Source organism: Pantoea sp. X-Soil-OKNW-556, assembly GCF_059730695.1.
In genome coordinates, this window is record NZ_AP035990.1 from 3,961,562 (window position 1) to 3,981,718 (window position 20,157).

The following is a 20,157-nucleotide window of genomic DNA, read 5'->3' on the forward strand; positions in this document are numbered from 1 at the left end:
ATGGTTTTAAGCAGTGGCGATACGAAACTGCGCCATTGATGCCTGTAGCTGCTGCGATTGCGCTTCGAGCGATTGGGTTGCCGCACTGGCTTCCTCCACCAACGCCGCATTCTGCTGCGCCACCTCGTCCATTTGCGTCACCGCCTGATTGACCTGCTCAATACCGCGACTCTGCTCTTCAGAGGAAACCGAAATCTCCTTCATCAGCGTGGTCACGCGCATCACCTCACTGGAGATTTCATCCATCGTTTCACCCGCCTGCGTCGCCATGACGCTGCCCTCTTTGACACGGGTTTGCGAGTCGCTGATCAGCTCACGAATCTCCTTCGCGGCGGTGGCACTGCGTCCCGCCAGGGTACGCACCTCATTTGCCACCACGGCGAAACCACGCCCCTGTTCACCCGCGCGGGCCGCTTCCACTGACGCGTTCAGGGCCAGAATGTTGGTCTGGAATGCGATGCCATCAATCACGCTGAGAATATCGGCGATGCGATCGGAGCTGTGGGTGATTTCCTGCATCTTCTCAATTACATAGCACACCACTTCTGCGCCACGATCGGCGGTGTCAGAAACGCTGTTCGCCAATTGATGCGCCTGCTGAGCATTGCTGGCGTTGAGTCGTACCGTGGCGGTGAGCTGCTCCATGCTGGCAGCAGTTTGCTCCAGCGACGCTGCCGACTCCTCAGTACGCTGGGAAAGGTGCACCGTCCCGGCCGCCAGCTCACGGCTGCCGACATCAATTTGCAGGCTGGCTTCGCGCACCTGGCTGACGGAATCGCGCAGGGCCAACTGCATCACCGCCAGCGCCTGATTCAGGCGTCCCAGCTCATTGTGGGTGGTTTCGGGCAAGGTTTGTGACAGATCCCCTTCAGCTACCCGTTGCAGATGGCCAATCGCACTTTCCAGCGGTGTCAGCAACAGTCGACGCAGGATCTGCCACGCCAGTACGATCAACACCACCGTCAGCACCACGGCAATGCCAATCAGGATTTTCATCTGCGTTTCATTACGCGCCGCCTTCGCCAGGCGATCAGCAGAGACTTGATCGGCGTACAAGCTGAAATCGTTCACCGCTTTGGCGTAGTTGGCCGCCAGAGTGGAGAGGTTGCCTTCCAGTACCGTGTAATATTCATCGGTGTACTGCTTTTGCAGCGCATCCATCATCGGCGCAATACCTTGTTGCAGATAAGCGCCAAAGCTGGCTGCCACCGCATCAGCCAGGATTTTGCCCTGGGCCGTCACGGTGCCAGCATCGACAAAATCCTTCAGATGCTTTTGCGAGGTGACAACATCAGCCTGGGCCTGTTTGGTCACTGCGGCCCCCTCATCCAGCAGGCCAATTTCGATTTTGCGCACCGCCAGCGCACCACTGGCGCGAGCACGCATCAGATCAGCGTTGCTTTGATACAGGCTATTGAGTTCAATGCCCTGAATACGATTGATCACATCCAGCGACTGATTGCCGGCATTGATGGCGTAAATTCCCAGGGTGCTGACCGCCAACAGCAGCAATGTCATAAAGGCGAGTAGTGTGAGTAGACCGGTCCGTACTGATAAATTTTTGATCATGTTAGTACCCGTGTGTGTAGAAAAAGGCAGAAATCCAGCAGCCCTAAAACGGATAAGTTATCGGCAGTCACCTCGCTAAACTTTAACCATTGTTGATGGTCAATCTACTGATGATCACCTGTTCTTCAATAATGCTAACGTTACTCCAACCCCGATTGAGGAATTCCAGAATGAAAAAATGGCTCCCGGTTGCCTGTCTGTTGCTGAGTGGTTATGCGGGCGCACAGGACAATCTCATCGATCAGAAATTGCAGCGTTGCCTGAACCGTGAATCCAGTACTGTCGGGATGTCTCAATGTTATGACGCAGCTAATAAGGCGTGGGATCAGGAGATGAACAACCAGTACAACCAAATGATGAAAAAATTAACTGGTGCACCTAAAGCCAAATTAAAAAACGCCCAGCGTGCCTGGCTGGCTTATCGTGATAGCTGGCTTGATGCCAGCAAGAGCTACTTTTCCGCCAATCAGGGCACTATGGCCATGCTTTCGCTTGGTGCACAAGGGGTCGATTTGGTACGCAATCAGGCACTGATGCTGCAATCTATTAACAAAGGCAGTTGCGCGAATCCCGATGATTGTTGATAAATGGGGGCGGTAAAAACCGCTTCGCGTTGGCAATTGTCAACGCCCCATCAATTCTCAGGGAGAAATCATGGCTGCTTATGCCTCGACCATCATTCTGATTTGCCTCGCCGTTCTGAGCTATTTCGTCCACAACAACGCCGTCACCATCTCCATTCTGATTCTGTTGGCGATTAAAATTACCCCGCTGGCGCAGTTCTTCCCTTATGTCGAAAAACAGGGAATTCAACTCGGGATTATTATTTTGACCGTGGCGGTCATGGCACCGCTGGCCAGTGGATCGCTGCCAGCGTCTTCGTTGATTAAATCTTTTGCCAACTGGCAATCGATTGTGGCGATTCTGGTCGGGGTGTTTGTGGCATGGTTGGGGGGGCGCGGCGTGCACTTTATGAGCGCGCAACCCTCGGTGATTGGCGGCTTATTGATTGGGACGGTGATTGGTGTGGCGTTCTTCCGGGGCGTTCCGGTCGGACCATTGATTGCTGCGGGCATTGTCTCGCTGTTTGTCGCAGCGAAGTAACCGGCTGGACCATTCCGAAACGCCAAAAAGAGGGCATACTTTCGGAGTCAGTTGGCTATAATAGCCGACACTCAACTTACGACTAATGAAGGAAAGCCAGATGAGTTTGAACCAGGTGCCCGCAGGTAAAGATCTGCCAGAAGATATCTATGTCATCATCGAGATCCCGGCCAATGCCGATCCGATCAAATATGAAGTAGACAAAGAGTCTGGCGCCCTGTTTGTAGACCGTTTTATGTCTACCGCCATGTTCTATCCGTGCAACTACGGTTACATCAACAACACCCTGTCTCTGGATGGTGACCCGGTTGACGTACTGGTGCCGACCCCGTATCCGCTGGAGCCGGGCTCCGTTATCCGTTGCCGTCCGGTTGGCGTGTTGAAAATGACCGACGAATCCGGTGAAGATGCCAAACTGGTTGCGGTTCCGCACACCAAACTGAGCAAAGAGTACGATCACATCAAAGATGTGAACGACCTGCCGGAACTGCTGCGTGCGCAGATCACCCACTTCTTCGAGCACTACAAAGATCTGGAAAAAGGCAAATGGGTGAAAGTTGACGGCTGGGACAACGCAGAAGCCGCCAAAGCTGAGATCATTTCCTCTTTCGAGCGCGCTCAGAAGAAATAATCTGTAAAGCGAGCGGAAGACATCCTGTAAACAGGCCCGATTTTCGGGCCTGTTTTTTTTCGTCTGTCCTGCCTAACGCTGGCAACCCTGCAACGTAAAGTCGACCGTCAGGCGATTTTGATACTTATACAGATCATAATCCTGATGGTGGGCAATGCGTTCTCCCTGACACAATCCCTCGTGCAGATTCTCATTCGTCACGGTAAGGTCGTCTTTCAACGGGTTAAGCACCTGATAACCTTTCAGCGCCATATACGGGAAAGGGAACCACCAGTTGGCAAAATACTCTGGAATCAGCACACCCAAAACCGGATAGTTTCTCAATGCATTTTTATACACCTGGGCACGAGGTGATGTCCCAACAAACTGCATATAAAAGTTTTGATCAGCGAGCGTCGCGGTATCATTTTTCAACTGATAAACGACACCCTGATTAATATTATCCTGCTGTTTGATCGCGTTACCGTAAACATAAATACTGGTCACGGCGTAAAGCAACGGCACGGCCATAACAGCGAAAACAAAACACATTTTCCCTCGGAATGCCCATGCCATCAACGTGGCGCTAAACAACATAAACCCACTGATTGAAAGCAAAGCGCGCGGGACGAGCAGCGCATTTTCCAGAAACAACAAGTTACCGGCAATCATCACAAACGCGACCGGGGGTAATAGCAGTGCTAATAAACCGATTGCTATGCGTGAATGCTTCATCCCGGCTCTGATATAACGCAGTGCAATAACTGCGGCGGAGATAACGGCCAGAATAAGAATGGCAACCAGCACCGCCATTCCTTTACCGTCTTTATAGAAGGTCTGATTAATGAAATCCCAGTAAGCCTGTACGTTATGATTGATGGTCAGCCATAACTGATTACCTGCGATATTCGGGTGATTAGCCGGGTGATCGCCTGAGAATGTCGATGGCAGTACAATCTTCAAATAAATTATCGATGCCACCAGCACTTCCACACCACGTTGCAGCAAAGACATAAAGATAACCGCAGGACGATCATTATTTATTATTTGCCTGAACGTCACCACCAGGGCCATCATCACCGCAACATTGACGGCAATCTGATAAAGGCTATAAATTGCGATAATGATTGCAATACCAATAACAAAACGAACGATTCTGTTTAAAGGTGGCAAAAGCACCCACGCTAAACTTAGCGCCAGGGCACAACTTAGTGTCAATACATCAAAACGGTAGGAGAAAACTTCCGCAAGATAAGGGTTTGCAAAAAAGCTCAGGGTCGCTAATGCACCAATCCAGCCCGGCAAAGAACTGAAGTTTTGTTTATGATAAAGAGAGAAAACGAAGGCCAGCAGCGCAATTGAAATGATTAATGGAAGTGGGAATATATCCGCCACATGACTACTCAGAAACATCATTTTCATAATGATGTCAGCCAGTGGCCTGCCATCTCCTCCCCAATTAGTATACCCGAGCGTCGCTCTCCCGTTATCATCAATATAATAAATATTAGCGATAAGCAATGGCAGACAATAAAGAAAAGCAGCAACAAGATAACTATTATAATACTTTTTCATTTCCCTTCTCGTTTATATTTTTGTCCCAACCTGTGAACGGGATGACTCACCACACCAGACCAATCGCTTGTCTATCTCCCCGGTCTGAACTGTAAAAAAGGGCCATGTACGACATGACCCTTTTTAATAACTGTTAACCCTTCAGGTTACTCATCCTTTGGCAGATCCTCGCGCTGCAACCAGTCACCGCTCGGGATACGAGTAAGTCCTTTGATTGAGCGCTGATAAACGTAAAGCCAGGCGCTGCCATAAGGCGTCTGGATCAATTGGCGTTTATATTCGCCATTCCTGGTGCGCAAAGCATCCAGCTCGCCCAGGGTGCTGGCGTCGATGCGATAGACTTCGCAATAGACGCTTCCCTCCCCTTCAACCACGCCCGGGTAGTGACCCAGATTGTAGAGTTCAAACCCTTCAATCTGATGGTCACCAAGCCATTGCGCATTCGTCATCCAGTGACTGTTTCCTTGTTTGCGCCGTAAACTGCCGTAGACAATTATTCGCATTGCTAAAACTCAAACTGATAGAGCAAATCCAGTGCCTGATCAACGCCAGACACGGCTTCCAAATAGAGTTTGGGCATCAGGCGATAACGCAAGGTTAAGGTCGCCAGTGAATCAAATATGCCAACACCGTATTTTACTTGCAGACCCGGCAACACATAACCACTTACCTGCACCTGCTGGCTGTCGCCAACACCGGTGGTATCAAGCGCAAGGTTACTGACGCCAAATGTCTCCCCGATTTTACCCATAACCTGCCCACTTTGTGCAACCCCCAGGCCAATTAACGCAGAAGTTAGTGCATTGCTGTCGCCGTTGGCATCGAGTCCCTGACCACGCAACAGATAAGAAAGCGCCTCCTGCTGCGACATCGCCGGGTCGGAGAAGATTTCAACTTTAGGTTCATCGGCTAACCCGGTTACGCGAATCCCGGCGGTGACATCATCCTCAGTCGATTCCGGGTTGCGGATAGCTTCGAGGTTCAGATAGGGCTGATCAGGCGGTCCGGCGAATTGCAACTCGCCTTTGCGTACAATCAGATCCTGACCGTAAGCACGAAAACGACCGTCCGGGATATTAATCTGGCCGTTCAGTCCAAGACCGGTTTTATCCTGCACCAGCTTCAGGTCGCCATTCAGCTTCGCTTTCAGGCCGAAGGCTGACAAACGCACATCGTTTCCGACGTGGATAACCAGATTGCTGTTGATCGGGATGGCGTTGGTTTTCGGCTGAATCGGTTTCAGATTCTGGTCCAGCATCACTTCGTCCGACGACACGCCAGTTGCACTTTCCGGCACTTCCTGCACGGTGATGCGCGCCCAGGGAATATCCACCCGGCCATCAAGATTGAAAGCCGCTGGCGTCGCTTCAAACACCAGGTCTGGCGACACATCCATACGCACCATTGGCGGTACGGTGACGCGTACCCGGCTGCCCTGCGCGGCAATACGCGCACGCCAGTTATCGAGCTGGCTCCAGTCAGCATTGCCGTTAAGGTTGATATTGCCTTGGGCGGTCTGGATCAAGCCATTGAGGGTCGAACTCATCCCGTTAAATACCATGTTGAGGTTAGCTTCGGTGAGGTCAACCGGCATAAAGCTGGCTTCAACGTCCACGCCACTCAACGCCAACTGGCCGAACACCTGCGGCTGTTGCAGATTGCCGCCGAGCCGAAGGGCGCTGTTGAGATTGCCCTTGATCTTCTCGCCCTGCATCAATGCCGGGTTGAACATTGCCAGCGAAATATTGCTGATGTTGACGTTACCCGATAGCTGACGACGTTTCTCGGGGTCAGCGATTTGCACATCGCCACTTAACTGCCCGTTATTCACAATGCGAATTAGCCAGTCGAGCCGGGCACGACCGTTGTGCATGGCGGCATTGAGGTTCAGGGTGTCGAAAGCAATCGGCAACGTATTACCCTGCACATCCTGTTCGACTTTCACGCCATTGCCCTTCAGTGCAACGGTGCCGGTCGGCAGTGCGCCGTCGGCCGTCCAGTTCACGCGTGCATCACCGCTGAATACGCCGGTCAGCTTAGTTTCATCGGTCAGGAAAGGTTTGATCATCGCTAAATCAAAACGACTCAGCACCACATGGGCGTGACCACTGGCACCCGCTTCAATCGGCTCCGGCACGCATACCTGCGCATTCGGGTTTTGCCAGCAGTGTGGCCCGATAGTCGCGGTTTGTTTGCTGTTGAGATAATCAATCGCCATCGCCCGCGTCAGACGCCACTCGCCTACCGGGGTGTCGAAGCGGGTATTGTTCAACGTCCCCTGCCAGTGCTGCGTTTTGCGGTCAAAGCTGCCGTTGAGCGCCAGCTGACCGGAAACCGGCTCACCCTGCACGTTCAGTTTCAACTGATGCTGCTTTTCGTTGCCGTCAGCATTGAGCGTGAGCAGATTGATCGCCAGCGTATCCTGCTTCAGTTGCTCAACGCGCAGTTGCAGTTTACCCGCCACCTGGTCGCTGGATTTCACGTCCCCCTGCAACGCAACACGCGCAATGCTCAGCGCCTGCCAGCGCAAGCCGGTAGCGGTAAGGTCAGCCAGCACCTGCGGTGCCTGTAGCGTTCCTCGTGCCTTGATGTTGCCTTTCACCACACCGCCCAACCCAGGCAGCGCATTGTCGAGGTGCGGCGCATCAATGACGGCGTCCAGATTCAGTGCATCACCCAGCTCGCCTTTGACATCAACATGGTTACGCCCCAGCACCAGATTGATTCCGGGGATTTTCCACTGGTTGTAGCTGTTGCCGGTGAGAGAACCATCGGCGCTGACCGCATTATTTTTCACATTCCCTTTCAGCTGTAGCTGCGGCACGCTCAGCTGCCAACTGCCGCCGTACAGGCTACCGCGTGTGGCGATTTTGCCATCCAGCTTCGCTGGCCACTCCGGGTATTGTTTGGCGGTGTTGATGCCGGATAGCGTCAGTTCACTGTGCCAGCTGATCGCTTTGCTCCAGTCCACCAGCGCGGTCAGGTCGATATTGCCCTGCAACGCCGCCACCCGCAGCTTGTCGAGGTTGAACTGCTGCACATTGCCTTTGCCGTCGAGTGAGATGTCAGCAGGTGGGACACCTTCTCCTTTCACCGCCGTACGCAATGACATCACGTAATCGGTGGCTTTGCCTTTAAACTGATAATCCAGCTTATCCGCCTGATACTGCACCGGGCCGGTCAGCGGCCAACGCAGTTGCGGGCTGGTAAGTTTCAGTGACAACGGCAGCCCCACCACCGCAGGCTGGGCGGCAGCATCTAACTGCGCCTGCACCGGGCCAGAGAGATTAAGCGCCAGCTTTAACTCATCACGCAGCGCGCCGCTCAGGTTCAGTTTGATCTTCTCCCCTTTAATCGGGTCAAGATTCACCGCACCGCTGAGCGCAAAATTGACCGGCCAGTTATCGGCCAGAGTGGCCTCACCGCTGGCGTTGACCTGCCCCTGGGTGGAATCCACATCGAAGGTTTCCAGTTGCAGATGGCGATCGTTCGTCTGGGCTTTCAGCAGCAGGCTGTTGATGGTGACATCGGTATCGCCGGTCAGTCGCAGTTGTTTACCGCTCAGCTCCTGCACGGTGATATCCAGCGGCAGTGTAAAGTCCGGTAACGCAGGCAGTAGCGGTTGAGCAAACATCGCCTGTAGCGTCTCGCCCAGCGGTTTCTCTTCCGGCTGCGGTTGCTGAACTTTCGGCTGCACCACCTGCTCATCGACGACTTTGGCTACTTTAGGCAGCGCAATCAGCAGGCTTTCAATATGGGTTGGTGTCAGTGTCAGCGCACGCTCCTGCCAGTGCAGGCCGGTAGTGAAATCCAGCAGCGAAATCGCCGTGTCATCCACTTTGACATTGATGTTATGCAGGCCGACTTTGCTGAGGGTGATCGGATAGGGGGTGCTGAGATTGGTCGTCCCGCTCTCCGGCTCCGGCGCAGGCGCACTAGCCGGTGCCATTTTCTTACTATCCACCACCACGCTGACATCCTGCAATCCGATGTCATCGACACACACCGAGGAGTGCAGCAGACAATTCAGGTTGAGCGCCAGATGGAAGCGTCCGGCATCCACGCTGACGCCCGGCATTTCATACTTCACGCCACTGAGCGTCAGATCGCGCCAGCCACCTTCGACTTTGTTGATGGATAATCCCGGCACCCAGCGATCGGCCCCTTTCAACAACAGATGCAAACCCGGTGTGGTGCCAATCAGAAACGCCACGCTGCCGAGAATCAGCAGCAGAAAAATACCAAAACCTATCAGGACCTTTTTCCACAGCTTCATAGTTCAGGCCCCAGTCCGATATAAAATTGCAATCCATGCTCCTCATCATCACCAATCGGACGAGCGATATCGAGTTTGATTGGCCCGACCGGAGAAGCCCAGCGCACGCCAAAGCCCGCGCCAGTTTTAAAGTTGCTTTGTTTGATGTCGTTCACCGCTTCGCCGGAGTCGATGAACACCGCTCCCCACCATTTTCCGGTCACGTTGTATTGATATTCGAGAGAACCGGTCGCCAGTTTCGAGGCGCCGGTCAGCTTACCGTTGTCATCGCGCGGTGAAATTCCCTGATATTTGTAACCGCGAATGCTGCGGTCACCCCCGGCGAAGAAGCGTAAGTCGGGCGGGACTTTTTCAAAATCGTTGGTCTCAATCCAGCCAAGATTGCCGCGTAGCACAAAGCGATTCTTCTCACCCAGCGTGCGGATCCAGACGTTTTGCGCCTGTAAGATCAGGAAGTCGACATCTGAACCCCAGGTGGTATCCGACACATCTGCTGAATAGCGCTGGGAATCGCCCCAGTTTGGCATCAAGCCACCACGCGAACGGGTACGGCTAAGGCTGACGCCGGGATACAGCAGCATGGTGGTGTTGGTGACGCTACCCTGGGTAAAGTGGTCGAGACTCCAGCGCAGGTTGACGGCTCTTTGCCAGCCGCTGCTGCTGTCCCAGTTACGTGACACGCCAAGCGTGGTGGTGTCAGCTTTGGTATCGTTCAGGTCGGTGCGTTTTACCCCACCGGAGAAGGTATAATATTGTTCCAGCGGGCTTTTCAGCAGCGGGACTTTATAGCTGAGATCGAGCTGCTGTTCCGGCGCGGAAATATAGGCGCTGGTGGTCAGGCTATGACCGCTGTCATTAATCCACGGCTTTTTCCAGGTGCCTTTCAGACGCGGCCCGACATCGGTGGAGTAACCGATACCGGTTTCGATGGTGTTTTCCGTGCGCGGAGAAACAACGGCATTGAGCGGCAACACTTTGGTTTGTCGCCCTTTATCAAATTCGGGTGCCACCACGACCGAGTTGAACCACCCCGTGGCGGAGAGACGGCGGTTTAGTTCTGCCAAATCGCGCGAGCTGTAGGGATCGCCCTCTTTAAACGGCACCAGATTGCGCAGATAGGCTTCATTAATCTGCGATCCCTGAAAAGTTACATCACCAAAGCGATAACGTGGGCCGCTGTCATAGTCGATGTTCCAAAACGCCTCACGACGCTCCACTGACACGCCAAGCTGGCTCTGCTTAAAGTCACCGTCGAAATAACCATTACGCAGCGCCAGGCTGGAGAACCCGCTTTTAAATTTGTCGTAATCACCATGATTGAGCTGAGTACCCACCTTCGGGGTGCCCTGCTTAACCCAAGCTTTGTAGTCGGGATCGTTTTTCGCGGCGCCTTCCACCACGATGGTACTGCCGCCAATCTTGACAGGCTCTCCGGCCGTGACGCGCGCGATTAATACCGGGCGTCCCCCCTGCGGCGGTGCCGGACGCGATTCGAAATCAATCTGAGGCTCATAGTAACCCAGGGCGCGTAGCCCCTCTTTAACCGCTACGGCAACACGCGCGCGGAAACGACCGTCGTTGGAAACCTCGTCGCTACCAATGGTGGAGAGGCGCGCCCTGACGTTTTTCTCTAAATCCCCGGATAAGCCTTCCAGCTGCAATCGCACCTTGGCCGCATGAAGGGCAGGTGCGACCAGCAACAGGCTGGCCATGCAATAAATATGAAATCGTGGCACGCTTACTCCTGTTAATAATGCCTGCCCCTATTCCGCAGGGGCATTTTTTTGTTTCGCGGGTAAAACCCGTGCAGGCATACCCATCAGCATAGCCGCTCTTTTCCCCGAACAGCTGCGTAAAAACGGCAATTAAGCCAAATCGTGTCTATTGTCGGCAAATGACCGGAGCGATACAACAACGAAGCGGCGCTTCTGCGGGTTCTTGACAAGCACTCAGACTAATCTTAAGCGCTGTTACGTCTCCGCTGGCGGCATGATGAGCGCTGCTGCTATAATCACCGTCCGGCAGGCATCGCCTGCTTTCATTTCTGCCCCGACGTTTACTGACTTGTCGAATTGGCGCAGACATTTTTGGCACGGATAGCCCTGTTTGACTGGTAAGTACCGGATGTACGCCCTTTCTGAGCTGCCCAGGCCAAAAATGACAAGTGATTAACCCAACGGACCATTTATGCTCGATAGCTTACTTGTCATTCTTTTACTGATTATTATCAGTGCCTTTTTTTCTCTGTCGGAAATCTCGCTGGCGGCTGCCCGCAAGATCAAGCTTAAACTGCTGGCTGATGAAGGAAATATTAATGCTCAGCGTGTCCTGAAGATGCAGGAGACGCCGGGTATGTTCTTTACCGTGGTGCAGATTGGCCTGAACGCGGTGGCGATCCTCGGTGGTATCGTCGGCGATGCGGCCTTCTCCCCCGCTTTTAACTCGCTGTTCACCCGTTTTGTCTCGCCAGAGCTGGCCGATCAACTGAGCTTTATTTGCTCCTTCACCATCGTCACCAGCATGTTCATTCTGTTTGCCGATTTAACCCCGAAACGGGTTGGCATGATCGCGCCGGAAGCCATTGCGCTGCGTATCATCAATCCGATGCGCTTTTGCCTGCTGGTGTTCCGCCCGTTGGTATGGCTGTTTAACGGACTCGCGAACGTCTTCTTCCGTATTTTTAACCTGCCGATGGTGCGTAAGGACGACATCACCTCCGATGACATCTACGCCGTGGTGGAAGCCGGTGCACTGGCCGGGGTGTTGCGTAAGCAGGAACATGAGCTGATTGAGAACGTGTTCGAGCTGGAGTCCCGCACCGTGCCTTCTTCCATGACGTCGCGTGAAAATATCGTCTGGTTTGATCTGCACGAAGACGAAAGCAGCCTGAAAGCGAAAATCGCCGAGCACCCGCACTCCAAATTCCTCGTCTGCGATGGCGATATTGACCATATTGTCGGTTATGTCGATTCCAAAGAGTTACTGCTGCGCGTACTGGGTAATCAAAGCATGACGCTAAACAGCGGCGTGCAAATTCGCTCTGCGTTGATTGTGCCGGATACGCTGACGTTATCCGAAGCACTGGAAAGTTTTAAAACCGCCGGTGAAGATTTTGCGGTGATTATGAACGAATACGCGCTGGTGGTCGGTATTATCACGCTCAATGATGTGATGACCACCCTGATGGGCGATCTGGTCGGTCAGGGGCTCGAAGAACAGATTGTGGCGCGTGATGAGAATTCGTGGCTGGTGGAAGGCGGTACGCCGATTGATGACGTGATGCGCGTGCTGCATATCGATGAGTTCCCACAGTCGGGCAACTATGAAACCATCGGCGGCTTTATGATGTATATGCTGCGCAAGATCCCGAAACGTACTGATTTTGTGAAGTTTGCGGGTTATAAGTTTGAAGTGGTGGATATCGACAGCTATCGCATCGACCAGTTGCTGGTAACGCGTATTGATGAACGCCCGCCGGTGCTGAATGTGGCGAAAAACGCCGCCGCTGATGCTGAAAATCCCTCATCGTAACCACGCGATAAAAAATTCAGGGCGCCATCGGCGCCCTTTCTTCTGCTTAATTGTACTCGGCTTGTAGCCGCAGCACCTGGCGATTGATTTCGGACATCACGCTTAAGTGCTGCACGTCTTTGACGCGCGGGATAAGCACCTTCCCTTTATCGAACTCGAATGCGCCAACGTCCTTGATGTACAACCTTCCTTTAAATAGCGTTTTTACGTATTTCGCAATTTGCAGCGGATTATAACGCTGGAAGATCTTCATGCTGTTCTTAACTCCTGTACAGATGTAAAACGCTTCGCCGTTGCCAAAATCGGTACGAGCCCATGAAGCGCAAATGAGGCCTAAACTATAGAACATCCTGCGTTGCGGATGTTCCGAAAAAATGATTTTTTTACTGAATTGACACATCATTACAGAACACTCTGTTATCACGGTCACACAATCCAGTATAAACCTTCGGACATTAAGGAATTGTGGCGTTGGTTACAAAGCTGTGAACTCGCCGCGACAGGGCGCATCATCCACGCTTATTATTGCAGGAACATGACCAACTGGTCTGATCACTCAGGAGCAACTTTCATGCGATTGCCACATCTGGTGTTTGCACTGGCGCTACTTTTACCTAATCTCGCTGCGGCACACCTGTTCAAACAGGGGGAGCGCGTACCTGCGGTCGGTATCAATGACAAAGGAGAATTGCTCTGGCAGCAGGATAAATTTAGTTATCGCCCGTGGAATAGCGCGCAGCTCATCGGCAAAGTGCGGGTCATCCAGCATATTGCCGGGCGATCGTCAGCTAAAGAACAAAATGCGGCATTGGTTGAAGCCATTAAAGCCGCCGGTCTGCCACATGACCGCTACCAGACCACCACCGTGGTCAATACTGACGATGCCATTCCAGGCACCGGTATGTTTGTACGTAGCAGCATCGAAAGTAATAAGCAGCAATATCCGTGGTCGCAATTTATCGTCGATAGCAACGGCAACGCGCGTAAAGCCTGGCAACTGGAAAGTGGCGGTTCAGCGGTGGTGGTGCTGGATAAGAGCGGGCATGTGCAGTTCGCCAAAGATGGTGCACTGACGCAACAAGAAGTACAGCAGGTGATGACGCTGTTACATCAACTGCTGAAGTAGCGGCGCGATTTATCGCGCCGTTACGTTACGGTTTGCGGATCAAAACAGCGACACGCGAAAGCCAGGATTGAGGAACGATTCACGCGGAGCATAGTCAAGGGTTTTGCCGGTCCAGTCATGCACATGCGCGCCTGCGGCGATCGCGACGGCGTGTCCGGCACCGGTATCCCAAATGTTAGTTGGTCCAAAGCGCGGGTAGAGTTGGGCCTTCCCCTCTGCTACCAGGCAGAATTTTAGTGATGAGCCGATGGCCGTCGTCTGATGTTCACCCAACTGCTGCAAATACTCTTTCAGTTCCTCATCCTTATCAAAATGGGAACGGCTGATCACCACCAGCGGCGGGCGTGCATCGCGCACATGCACCTGGGTTTTGTTGCCCCCTTCTTCTTTCCAGGCTTTGCCTTCCGCAGCGGAATAAAGCACGCCGATGGCGGGCGCATACACCACACCCAGCACGGGTTTTCCTTTTTCAATCAGGGCGATATTTACCGTGAACTCACCATTACGCTTGATAAACTCTTTGGTACCGTCCAGCGGATCGACCAGCCAGTAACGCTGCCAGTGCTGACGGATTTCCCAGCCTGGTGGATCTTCCTCTGACAACACCGGTACGTCAGGCGTCAGGCTATTCAGCCCGCTCACAATGACTTTATGCGCGGCGAGATCAGCTGCCGTGACCGGAGAGTCGTCAGCCTTGCGTTCGATATCCATCGGCTGTACGCCGTTGTAAACCTGCATAATCGCATCGCCCGCCTCACGAGCCAGCTGGCAAATTTGCTCTAACATACTTCACCTCTTTTTCTGCTGATTCTGCTTACTCGCTGCCAACGGTAAACCTGTATCCATTTTAGCAGGCGACCCGTGTTACCCGAGGCACACGCCGGGGCGAGCGCAATCTATTTTAATATCAATATCATAGTTCAACGCATGCCGTCATCTGTGACCTGATGCTCTGTGGCATCGGTACAGCCACATGGCAAAACCCTGAAGCACATCACGTTTTCATCTGACAATTTGTCACCTTTTTACATTATTTTGAGAGGCCAATTGGACAGCAACAAGGAGGCAACATGTTCAAAGTGAGCATGGCGTTACTGACATTCGGCCTTTCAGCCGCTCTGGCACAGGCCGCAACGGTGGATTTGCGCATTCTGGAAACCACCGATCTGCACAGCAATATGATGGACTTTGACTATTACAAAGACACCCCAACAGAAAAGTTTGGCCTGGTACGTACCGCCACGCTGATTCATCAGGCGCGTTCGCAAGTCAAAAATAGCGTGCTGGTGGACAATGGCGACATCATTCAGGGCAGCCCGCTCGGTGATTACATGGCAGCGAAAGGGTTGAAACCCGGCGAAGTCCATCCGGTGTACAAAGCGCTTAATACGCTGGATTACAGCGTTGGTAATCTCGGCAACCACGAATTTAATTATGGCCTGCCTTATTTGAAAAAAGCGCTGGCGGGCGCGCGTTTTCCTTATGTGAACGCCAACATTATTGACCTGAAAAGCGGAAAACCGCTGTTTACCCCTTATCTTATTAAAGAAACGACCGTCACTGACCGCGACGGGAAGCCACAAAAGTTAAAAATCGGTTACATCGGCTTCGTTCCGCCGCAGATTATGATCTGGGATCGCAACAATCTACAGGGAAAAGTTCGCGTTGATGACATCACGGAAACAGCGAAGCGTTATGTGCCGGAAATGCGTACAAAAGGTGCTGAAATAATCATCGCTATCCCACATTCCGGTTTAAGCAGTGAGCCGTATCACGCCCTGGCGGAAAACTCGGTTTACTACCTCAGCCAGGTTCCAGGCATTGATGCCATCATGTTTGGGCATGCGCATGCGGTGTTCCCGAGTAAAGATTTTGCCGCTATTAAAGGCGCAGACATTGCACAGGGGACGCTGAATGGCGTGCCCGCCGTGATGCCTGGCATGTGGGGCGATCACCTCGGTGTAGTCGATCTGGTGTTGGATAACGCCGGCGGTCACTGGCAGGTGAAGCAGGGCAAAGCCGAGGCGCGTCCGATTTATGATAGTGTGACCAAAAAATCACTGGCTGCTGAAGACGTCGGGTTGGTGAAAGTACTGGCACAGGATCATCGTGCTACGCGCGCCTTTGTCGCCAAACCGATCGGCAAATCCGCTGATGTGATGTACAGCTATCTCTCGCTGGTACAGGACGATCCTACAGTGCAGATCGTCAATAACGCCCAGCGTGCCTATGTTGAACATTTTGTTCAGGGCGATCCCGATCTCAGCCGCTTGCCGGTACTGAGTGCGGCGGCCCCATTCAAAGCGGGTGGTCGCAAAAACGATCCGACCAGCTACGTGGAAGTGGAGAAAGGCAATCTAACCTTTCGCAATGCCGCAGACCTCTATCTCTATCCCAACACCCTGGTGGTAATGAAGGTCAGCGGGGAGCAGGTGAAGGAGTGGCTGGAGTGTTCTGCCGGGCAGTTTAACCAGATCGATCCACACAGCACTCAACCACAATCGTTGATCAACTGGGACTTCCGCACCTATAACTTTGATGTCATTGACGGCGTGCAGTATCAGATTGATGTCACCCAACCGGCGCGCTACGACAACGAATGTCAGCTGATCAATAAAGATGCCTCACGTATTAAGGATCTCACCTGGCAGGGCAAACCCATTGATCCCGGCATGACATTCCTGGTGGCAACCAATAACTATCGCGCTTACGGCGGCAAATTTGCGGGGACAGGAGATAAGTTTGTGGCGTTTGCTTCGCCCGATGAGAACCGCTCGGTGGTAGCGGCTTATATCAGCAGCGAAACCAAAGTGCATGGCGAGGTTAAACCGCAGGCGGATCATAACTGGCGTCTGGCAGCGATTCATACCTCTACGCCGTTAGATATCCGTTTCGAAACCGCACCTGGCGCGAAAGCTACTGGCTTTATCAAGCAACACGCGGATTATCCGATGAAAGCGGTAGGAAGTGACGAGATTGGTTTTGCGATTTGGCAGGTAAATTTACAACAGCAGTGAGGGATGGCGGGCGGCAAATCGCCGCCCTGCCTGAGCCTTACAGGATTTCCAGCAGCTCTACTTCAAAGATCAGGGTGCTGAACGGCGGGATGGAGGCACCCGCGCCACGCTCACCGTAGGCAATGTTATGAGGGATAACCAGTTCCCATTTGGAACCAACCGGCATCAGGGTCAGAGCCTCAATCCAGCCGGCAATCACGCCGCTTACCGGGAATTCTGCCGGTTCGCCACGCGCCACAGAGCTATCAAACACGGTGCCGTCAATCAGTTTACCGGTGTAGTGCACACGCACGCGGTCCTGACGAGACGGGATAGCCCCATCACCCTGTTTGATCACGCTGAATTGCAGACCTGATTCGGTGCTGCTTACGCCTTCACGCTGTGCGTTCTGCTCAAGGAACTTCTGACCTTCTGCCGCCATCGCCTGTACGCGCTCACGACGCACGCCTTCAGCACGCTCGTGTACTTCGCGCAGGGCGCGGTGAACCACATCAACCGGAACTGCCGGTGAATTCCCTTCCAGCGCGTCGCGCAGGCCCGCGAGCAGCGCTTCCGGCTGCAAACCTTGCAGTCCGGACTCCAGCAGCTGCTGGCCTACCTGTAAACCGATACCGTAACTTGCTTGTGCTTCGACGCTGTCGAATGAAGGGGTTGTCATCTTGTTTCCTTAATCCCGGAGAAAAATAGAAACGGCAGCATAACAGCGCAGGCCGCTGGCGTAAAATCTCGCGCATCACAGATGACATTTCTCAGGGAAAGAGAAACAATACAGACGTCAAATTTTTCAATGCTGGCAGGCACTTCGTGCCCACATTGCCCATACTACACTAGAGGAGAGGATGAGCCTTTCCTCCGTCGAGATAAGAGAGAATACATGGGCCAGATCGCCCCACGACGTCGCAGGACGCGCGCATCGCGTACTTTTTTACCCTGGTTGCAACGTTGGCTGCCGCAAGGTAAACGCCAGGCCGCCAGTGAGGAGGTTTCACGAATGGCTTCAGCTACCCCTTCCCGCTTTGTTGGCGGTCTGCACCGCGTCTGGCATCTGCTGGACAATGTTCGCTGGATGGATCCCCTGCCCGCGCTGCACCGGCGCGGTATCGTGATTGCGCTGCTGGTTATCCTGTTAGCCTTTCTGTGGCCCAGCAGCACGCCGCAGTATCCGGTGGAACGCCCGGTCAGCGAAAGCGCACCCAAAGAGGTACCGATGCAGGCGGAGATTTATGACAACAAGAGCACACCAGCCGCTGATTCACAGGGTGAGTGGCACACCTATACCGTTGCCTCTGGCCAGACGCTGGCGCAGCTGTTTCGCGATAACAATTTACCGGTGAATGATGTGTTTGCGATGGCACGAGTGGAAGGCAACGATCAACCGCTAAGTGCGTTGCAAAGTGGTCAGCAGGTGAAAATTCGTCAGAATGCCCAGGGTGTGGTGACAGGATTAACCGTGGACAGCGGCAACGGACCGGTGCTGTTTACCCGTCAGCCAGACGGCAGCTTTATCCGCGCGCAATAACAAAAAAGCCGGCACAAGGCCGGCTTTTCCGCATTACCGAGTAAAATTACTCAGCAACTACATTCACAACCAGTTTCGCGAACACATCGCCGTGAACCTGGAAGTCAACTTCGTGCTCACCAACGGTGCGCAGAACGCCGTTCGGCAGACGAACTTCGCTCTTAGACACTTCAACGCCAGCTGCAGTTACAGCGTCAGCGATGTCGCGAGTACCGATGGAACCGAACAGTTTACCTTCGTCGCCTGCTTTAGACGCAACGGTAACGCTGCCCAGAGCATTGATTTTCTCAGCGCGCGCGTTAGCAGCTGCCAGAACTTCAGCCAGTTTGGCTTCCAGTTCAGCGCGACGAGCTTCGAATTGCTCCAGATTTTTCTTGGTAGCTGGTACCGCTTTCTGCTGCGGGAACAGGAAGTTACGTGCGTAACCCGCTGCAACGTTTACCAGGTCACCCAGGTTACCCAGGTTTACTACTTTATCAAGCAGAATAACTTGCATTACCTTATCCTCTTAAAGTCGTGGTTGACGGCGGCCGATTACTGATGACGATCAGTGTACGGCAGCAGGGACAGGTAACGCGCGCGCTTGATAGCACGAGCCAGCTGACGCTGGTATTTAGCGCGAGTACCGGTGATACGGCTCGGTACGATCTTACCGCTTTCGGTGATGTAGTTTTTCAGCGTAGCGATATCTTTGTAATCGATCTCTTGAACGCCTTCCGCAGTAAAGCGGCAGAATTTGCGACGACGGAAATAACGTGCCATTTGGCTAGTCTCCAGAATCTATCAATTCAATCTGCTCGGCATGTAACACAATTCTACTCTGGCCGTTGCGTGCCTGATGGCAGCTAATAAAACCTTCGAGAATGAGTTGCGTGCCGACCGTTATATGTTGAGTAATCGCCTGATGGGCGCTGCCGCTGATAATCACCGGCATCTGACACCAGGCTTGCCGGTGAAACCCGGCTTCCTCCTGCATGGAACGGTGCTCAAGCACGAACTGGCAGTGAGGAATTCCTGACGGACTGACTTTTCGAACCGGCATCTTGCACACAGTGCCAGAGAGGCGCAGTCGATTGGTCGTCACGTTGGATTACTCTTCAGAATCCCCAGCATCTGAGTCATCTGCCGCTTCGTTAGCGAAATCTTCACGGCGTTCACGACGCTCGTCTTTCGCTTTAACCATCGGAGATGCTTCAGTTACCGCGTGCTTAACGCGCATAACCATGCTGCGGATAACGGCGTCGTTGAAGCGGAAGTTAGTTTCCAGCTCGTCAATCACTTCCTGCGGCGCTTCTACGTTCAGCAGAACGTAGTGTGCTTTGTGCAGTTTGTTGATCGGGTAAGCCAGCTGACGGCGGCCCCAGTCTTCCAGACGGTGGATCGTGCCCTGAGCACCAGTGATAGCACCAGTGTAACGCTCGATCATGCCCGGAACCTGTTCGCTCTGGTCAGGATGGACCATAAATACGATTTCGTAATGACGCATCGAAATTGCTCCTTACGGATTATTCAGCCTCCTGTCAGGGTCAGCTGCGGCCCACGGAAGCAAGGAACGTTATAGGTTGTGATTCATCCGATAAATGAAACACACCTCTGAATGCAGCTGAAAAATTGACGCGTAATCATACTGACGTTGCCCGCTAAACTCAAGCGCACAATTCATCAAATGGCGTGCTACGTGCCAGGTAAGGCGTCATTTTGTGCTAACGATGACAATTCAGTGGGTTAAGCGGTGTGACGACAAAAAGGCTGAACAACAGGTTCAACAGGCCTGGCTGGCAGCAATTTGGTGAAGAACTAAACTATTTATGGGCGCAACGGTTCGGCTTG

19 protein-coding genes are annotated in these 20,157 nt (G+C 53.1%); 7 read left to right on the top strand and 12 right to left on the bottom strand.

Features of this window, described 5'->3' with window-relative positions; genetic code table 11:
• Positions 1-6: 6 nt before the first annotated feature.
• Positions 7-1,566 (bottom strand): methyl-accepting chemotaxis protein, encoded by a 1,560-nt coding sequence (locus AC6I8T_RS18375; protein WP_208725587.1) that lies wholly within the window; start codon positions 1,564-1,566, stop codon positions 7-9.
• Between the two features lie 173 nt (positions 1,567-1,739).
• On the opposite strand from AC6I8T_RS18375, the gene AC6I8T_RS18380 reads away from it, so the two are divergent.
• The 3 genes from AC6I8T_RS18380 to ppa all read left to right on the top strand — a co-directional run bounded on the left by AC6I8T_RS18380 (position 1,740) and on the right by ppa (position 3,304).
• On the top strand, positions 1,740-2,153 hold the full coding sequence (locus AC6I8T_RS18380) for a lysozyme inhibitor LprI family protein (protein WP_497834223.1): 414 nt from the start codon (positions 1,740-1,742) through the stop codon (positions 2,151-2,153).
• Positions 2,154-2,223: 70 nt separating this feature from the next.
• On the top strand, positions 2,224-2,673 hold the full coding sequence (locus tag AC6I8T_RS18385) for a DUF441 domain-containing protein (protein WP_021183547.1): 450 nt from the start codon (positions 2,224-2,226) through the stop codon (positions 2,671-2,673).
• Positions 2,674-2,773: 100 nt separating this feature from the next.
• Positions 2,774-3,304, top strand: coding sequence for an inorganic diphosphatase (gene ppa / locus AC6I8T_RS18390; protein ID WP_021183548.1), 531 nt, complete (start codon positions 2,774-2,776; stop codon positions 3,302-3,304).
• Positions 3,305-3,376: 72 nt separating this feature from the next.
• Here the strand turns inward: ppa and AC6I8T_RS18395 are convergent, their stop codons facing one another.
• From AC6I8T_RS18395 to tamA, 4 genes are all read right to left on the bottom strand, one after another.
• The gene (locus AC6I8T_RS18395) at positions 3,377-4,858 is read right to left on the bottom strand and encodes a glucosyltransferase domain-containing protein (RefSeq protein ID WP_497834224.1); all 1,482 of its coding nucleotides are present in this window, start codon (positions 4,856-4,858) and stop codon (positions 3,377-3,379) included.
• Between the two features lie 146 nt (positions 4,859-5,004).
• Positions 5,005-5,361: a gamma-glutamylcyclotransferase family protein gene (locus tag AC6I8T_RS18400; RefSeq protein WP_036625570.1), complete on the bottom strand. Its 357-nt coding sequence runs from the start codon at positions 5,359-5,361 to the stop codon at positions 5,005-5,007.
• A gap of 2 nt (positions 5,362-5,363) precedes the next feature.
• Positions 5,364-9,134, bottom strand: a complete 3,771-nt coding sequence (tamB, locus tag AC6I8T_RS18405) for an autotransporter assembly complex protein TamB (protein WP_497834225.1) — start codon at positions 9,132-9,134, stop codon at positions 5,364-5,366.
• Entirely contained in the window at positions 9,131-10,870 is a 1,740-nt protein-coding gene (gene tamA / locus AC6I8T_RS18410; protein WP_437180261.1) for an autotransporter assembly complex protein TamA, read from the bottom strand. The genes tamB and tamA overlap by 4 nt, the downstream gene beginning before the upstream one ends.
• Positions 10,871-11,321: 451 nt before the next feature.
• On the opposite strand from tamA, the gene paeA reads away from it, so the two are divergent.
• Complete coding sequence (gene paeA, locus AC6I8T_RS18415) at positions 11,322-12,665, top strand: polyamine export protein PaeA (RefSeq protein ID WP_021183553.1); 1,344 nt, start codon at positions 11,322-11,324, stop codon at positions 12,663-12,665.
• 46 nt (positions 12,666-12,711) lie between these two features.
• Here paeA and AC6I8T_RS18420 read toward each other — a convergent pair whose 3' ends face one another.
• On the bottom strand, positions 12,712-12,918 hold the full coding sequence (locus AC6I8T_RS18420) for a DUF1107 domain-containing protein (RefSeq protein ID WP_208724257.1): 207 nt from the start codon (positions 12,916-12,918) through the stop codon (positions 12,712-12,714).
• A gap of 318 nt (positions 12,919-13,236) precedes the next feature.
• On the opposite strand from AC6I8T_RS18420, the gene AC6I8T_RS18425 reads away from it, so the two are divergent.
• Positions 13,237-13,791, top strand: a complete 555-nt coding sequence (locus tag AC6I8T_RS18425; protein WP_021183555.1) for a YtfJ family protein — start codon at positions 13,237-13,239, stop codon at positions 13,789-13,791.
• A 39-nt stretch (positions 13,792-13,830) separates the two neighbouring features.
• On the opposite strand, the gene cysQ is transcribed toward AC6I8T_RS18425, so the two are convergent.
• Positions 13,831-14,577 carry a 3'(2'),5'-bisphosphate nucleotidase CysQ gene (gene cysQ / locus AC6I8T_RS18430; RefSeq protein WP_021183556.1) on the bottom strand — a complete coding sequence of 249 codons (747 nt, stop codon included), beginning with the start codon at positions 14,575-14,577 and terminating at the stop codon, positions 13,831-13,833.
• A gap of 284 nt (positions 14,578-14,861) precedes the next feature.
• Here cysQ and AC6I8T_RS18435 point away from each other — a divergent pair, with 284 nt between their 5' ends.
• The gene (locus AC6I8T_RS18435; RefSeq protein ID WP_497834226.1) at positions 14,862-16,808 is read left to right on the top strand and encodes a bifunctional 2',3'-cyclic-nucleotide 2'-phosphodiesterase/3'-nucleotidase; all 1,947 of its coding nucleotides are present in this window, start codon (positions 14,862-14,864) and stop codon (positions 16,806-16,808) included.
• 37 nt (positions 16,809-16,845) lie between these two features.
• On the opposite strand, the gene bamJ is transcribed toward AC6I8T_RS18435, so the two are convergent.
• On the bottom strand, positions 16,846-17,466 hold the full coding sequence (gene bamJ / locus AC6I8T_RS18440) for a BamJ family beta-barrel-assembly machinery protein (RefSeq protein ID WP_021183558.1): 621 nt from the start codon (positions 17,464-17,466) through the stop codon (positions 16,846-16,848).
• Between the two features lie 216 nt (positions 17,467-17,682).
• On the opposite strand from bamJ, the gene AC6I8T_RS18445 reads away from it, so the two are divergent.
• Positions 17,683-18,327, top strand: a complete 645-nt coding sequence (locus AC6I8T_RS18445) for an OapA family protein (RefSeq protein ID WP_302474898.1) — start codon at positions 17,683-17,685, stop codon at positions 18,325-18,327.
• 46 nt (positions 18,328-18,373) lie between these two features.
• Here the strand turns inward: AC6I8T_RS18445 and rplI are convergent, their stop codons facing one another.
• From rplI to rpsF, 4 genes are read right to left on the bottom strand one after another with little or no spacing between them, the layout of a single operon-like run.
• The gene (rplI, locus tag AC6I8T_RS18450) at positions 18,374-18,823 is read right to left on the bottom strand and encodes a 50S ribosomal protein L9 (RefSeq protein ID WP_021183561.1); all 450 of its coding nucleotides are present in this window, start codon (positions 18,821-18,823) and stop codon (positions 18,374-18,376) included.
• 38 nt (positions 18,824-18,861) lie between these two features.
• Positions 18,862-19,089 (bottom strand): 30S ribosomal protein S18, encoded by a 228-nt coding sequence (rpsR, locus tag AC6I8T_RS18455; protein ID WP_000135199.1) that lies wholly within the window; start codon positions 19,087-19,089, stop codon positions 18,862-18,864.
• A gap of 4 nt (positions 19,090-19,093) precedes the next feature.
• The gene (gene priB / locus AC6I8T_RS18460) at positions 19,094-19,411 is read right to left on the bottom strand and encodes a primosomal replication protein N (protein ID WP_036625579.1); all 318 of its coding nucleotides are present in this window, start codon (positions 19,409-19,411) and stop codon (positions 19,094-19,096) included.
• 6 nt (positions 19,412-19,417) lie between these two features.
• Positions 19,418-19,813: a 30S ribosomal protein S6 gene (rpsF, locus tag AC6I8T_RS18465; RefSeq protein WP_013510684.1), complete on the bottom strand. Its 396-nt coding sequence runs from the start codon at positions 19,811-19,813 to the stop codon at positions 19,418-19,420.
• Positions 19,814-20,157 lie beyond the last annotated feature (344 nt).

Coding starts and splice junctions, on each gene's coding strand:
- AC6I8T_RS18380 (WP_497834223.1), top strand. CDS start 1,740: ATGAAAAAATGGCTCCCGGTTGCCTGTCTGTTGCTGAGTGGTTATGCG.
- AC6I8T_RS18385 (WP_021183547.1), top strand. CDS start 2,224: ATGGCTGCTTATGCCTCGACCATCATTCTGATTTGCCTCGCCGTTCTG.
- ppa (WP_021183548.1), top strand. CDS start 2,774: ATGAGTTTGAACCAGGTGCCCGCAGGTAAAGATCTGCCAGAAGATATC.
- AC6I8T_RS18395 (WP_497834224.1), bottom strand. CDS start 4,858: ATGAAAAAGTATTATAATAGTTATCTTGTTGCTGCTTTTCTTTATTGT.
- AC6I8T_RS18400 (WP_036625570.1), bottom strand. CDS start 5,361: ATGCGAATAATTGTCTACGGCAGTTTACGGCGCAAACAAGGAAACAGT.
- tamB (WP_497834225.1), bottom strand. CDS start 9,134: ATGAAGCTGTGGAAAAAGGTCCTGATAGGTTTTGGTATTTTTCTGCTG.
- paeA (WP_021183553.1), top strand. CDS start 11,322: ATGCTCGATAGCTTACTTGTCATTCTTTTACTGATTATTATCAGTGCC.
- AC6I8T_RS18420 (WP_208724257.1), bottom strand. CDS start 12,918: ATGAAGATCTTCCAGCGTTATAATCCGCTGCAAATTGCGAAATACGTA.
- AC6I8T_RS18425 (WP_021183555.1), top strand. CDS start 13,237: ATGCGATTGCCACATCTGGTGTTTGCACTGGCGCTACTTTTACCTAAT.
- cysQ (WP_021183556.1), bottom strand. CDS start 14,577: ATGTTAGAGCAAATTTGCCAGCTGGCTCGTGAGGCGGGCGATGCGATT.
- AC6I8T_RS18435 (WP_497834226.1), top strand. CDS start 14,862: ATGTTCAAAGTGAGCATGGCGTTACTGACATTCGGCCTTTCAGCCGCT.
- bamJ (WP_021183558.1), bottom strand. CDS start 17,466: ATGACAACCCCTTCATTCGACAGCGTCGAAGCACAAGCAAGTTACGGT.
- AC6I8T_RS18445 (WP_302474898.1), top strand. CDS start 17,683: ATGGGCCAGATCGCCCCACGACGTCGCAGGACGCGCGCATCGCGTACT.
- rplI (WP_021183561.1), bottom strand. CDS start 18,823: ATGCAAGTTATTCTGCTTGATAAAGTAGTAAACCTGGGTAACCTGGGT.
- rpsR (WP_000135199.1), bottom strand. CDS start 19,089: ATGGCACGTTATTTCCGTCGTCGCAAATTCTGCCGCTTTACTGCGGAA.
- rpsF (WP_013510684.1), bottom strand. CDS start 19,813: ATGCGTCATTACGAAATCGTATTTATGGTCCATCCTGACCAGAGCGAA.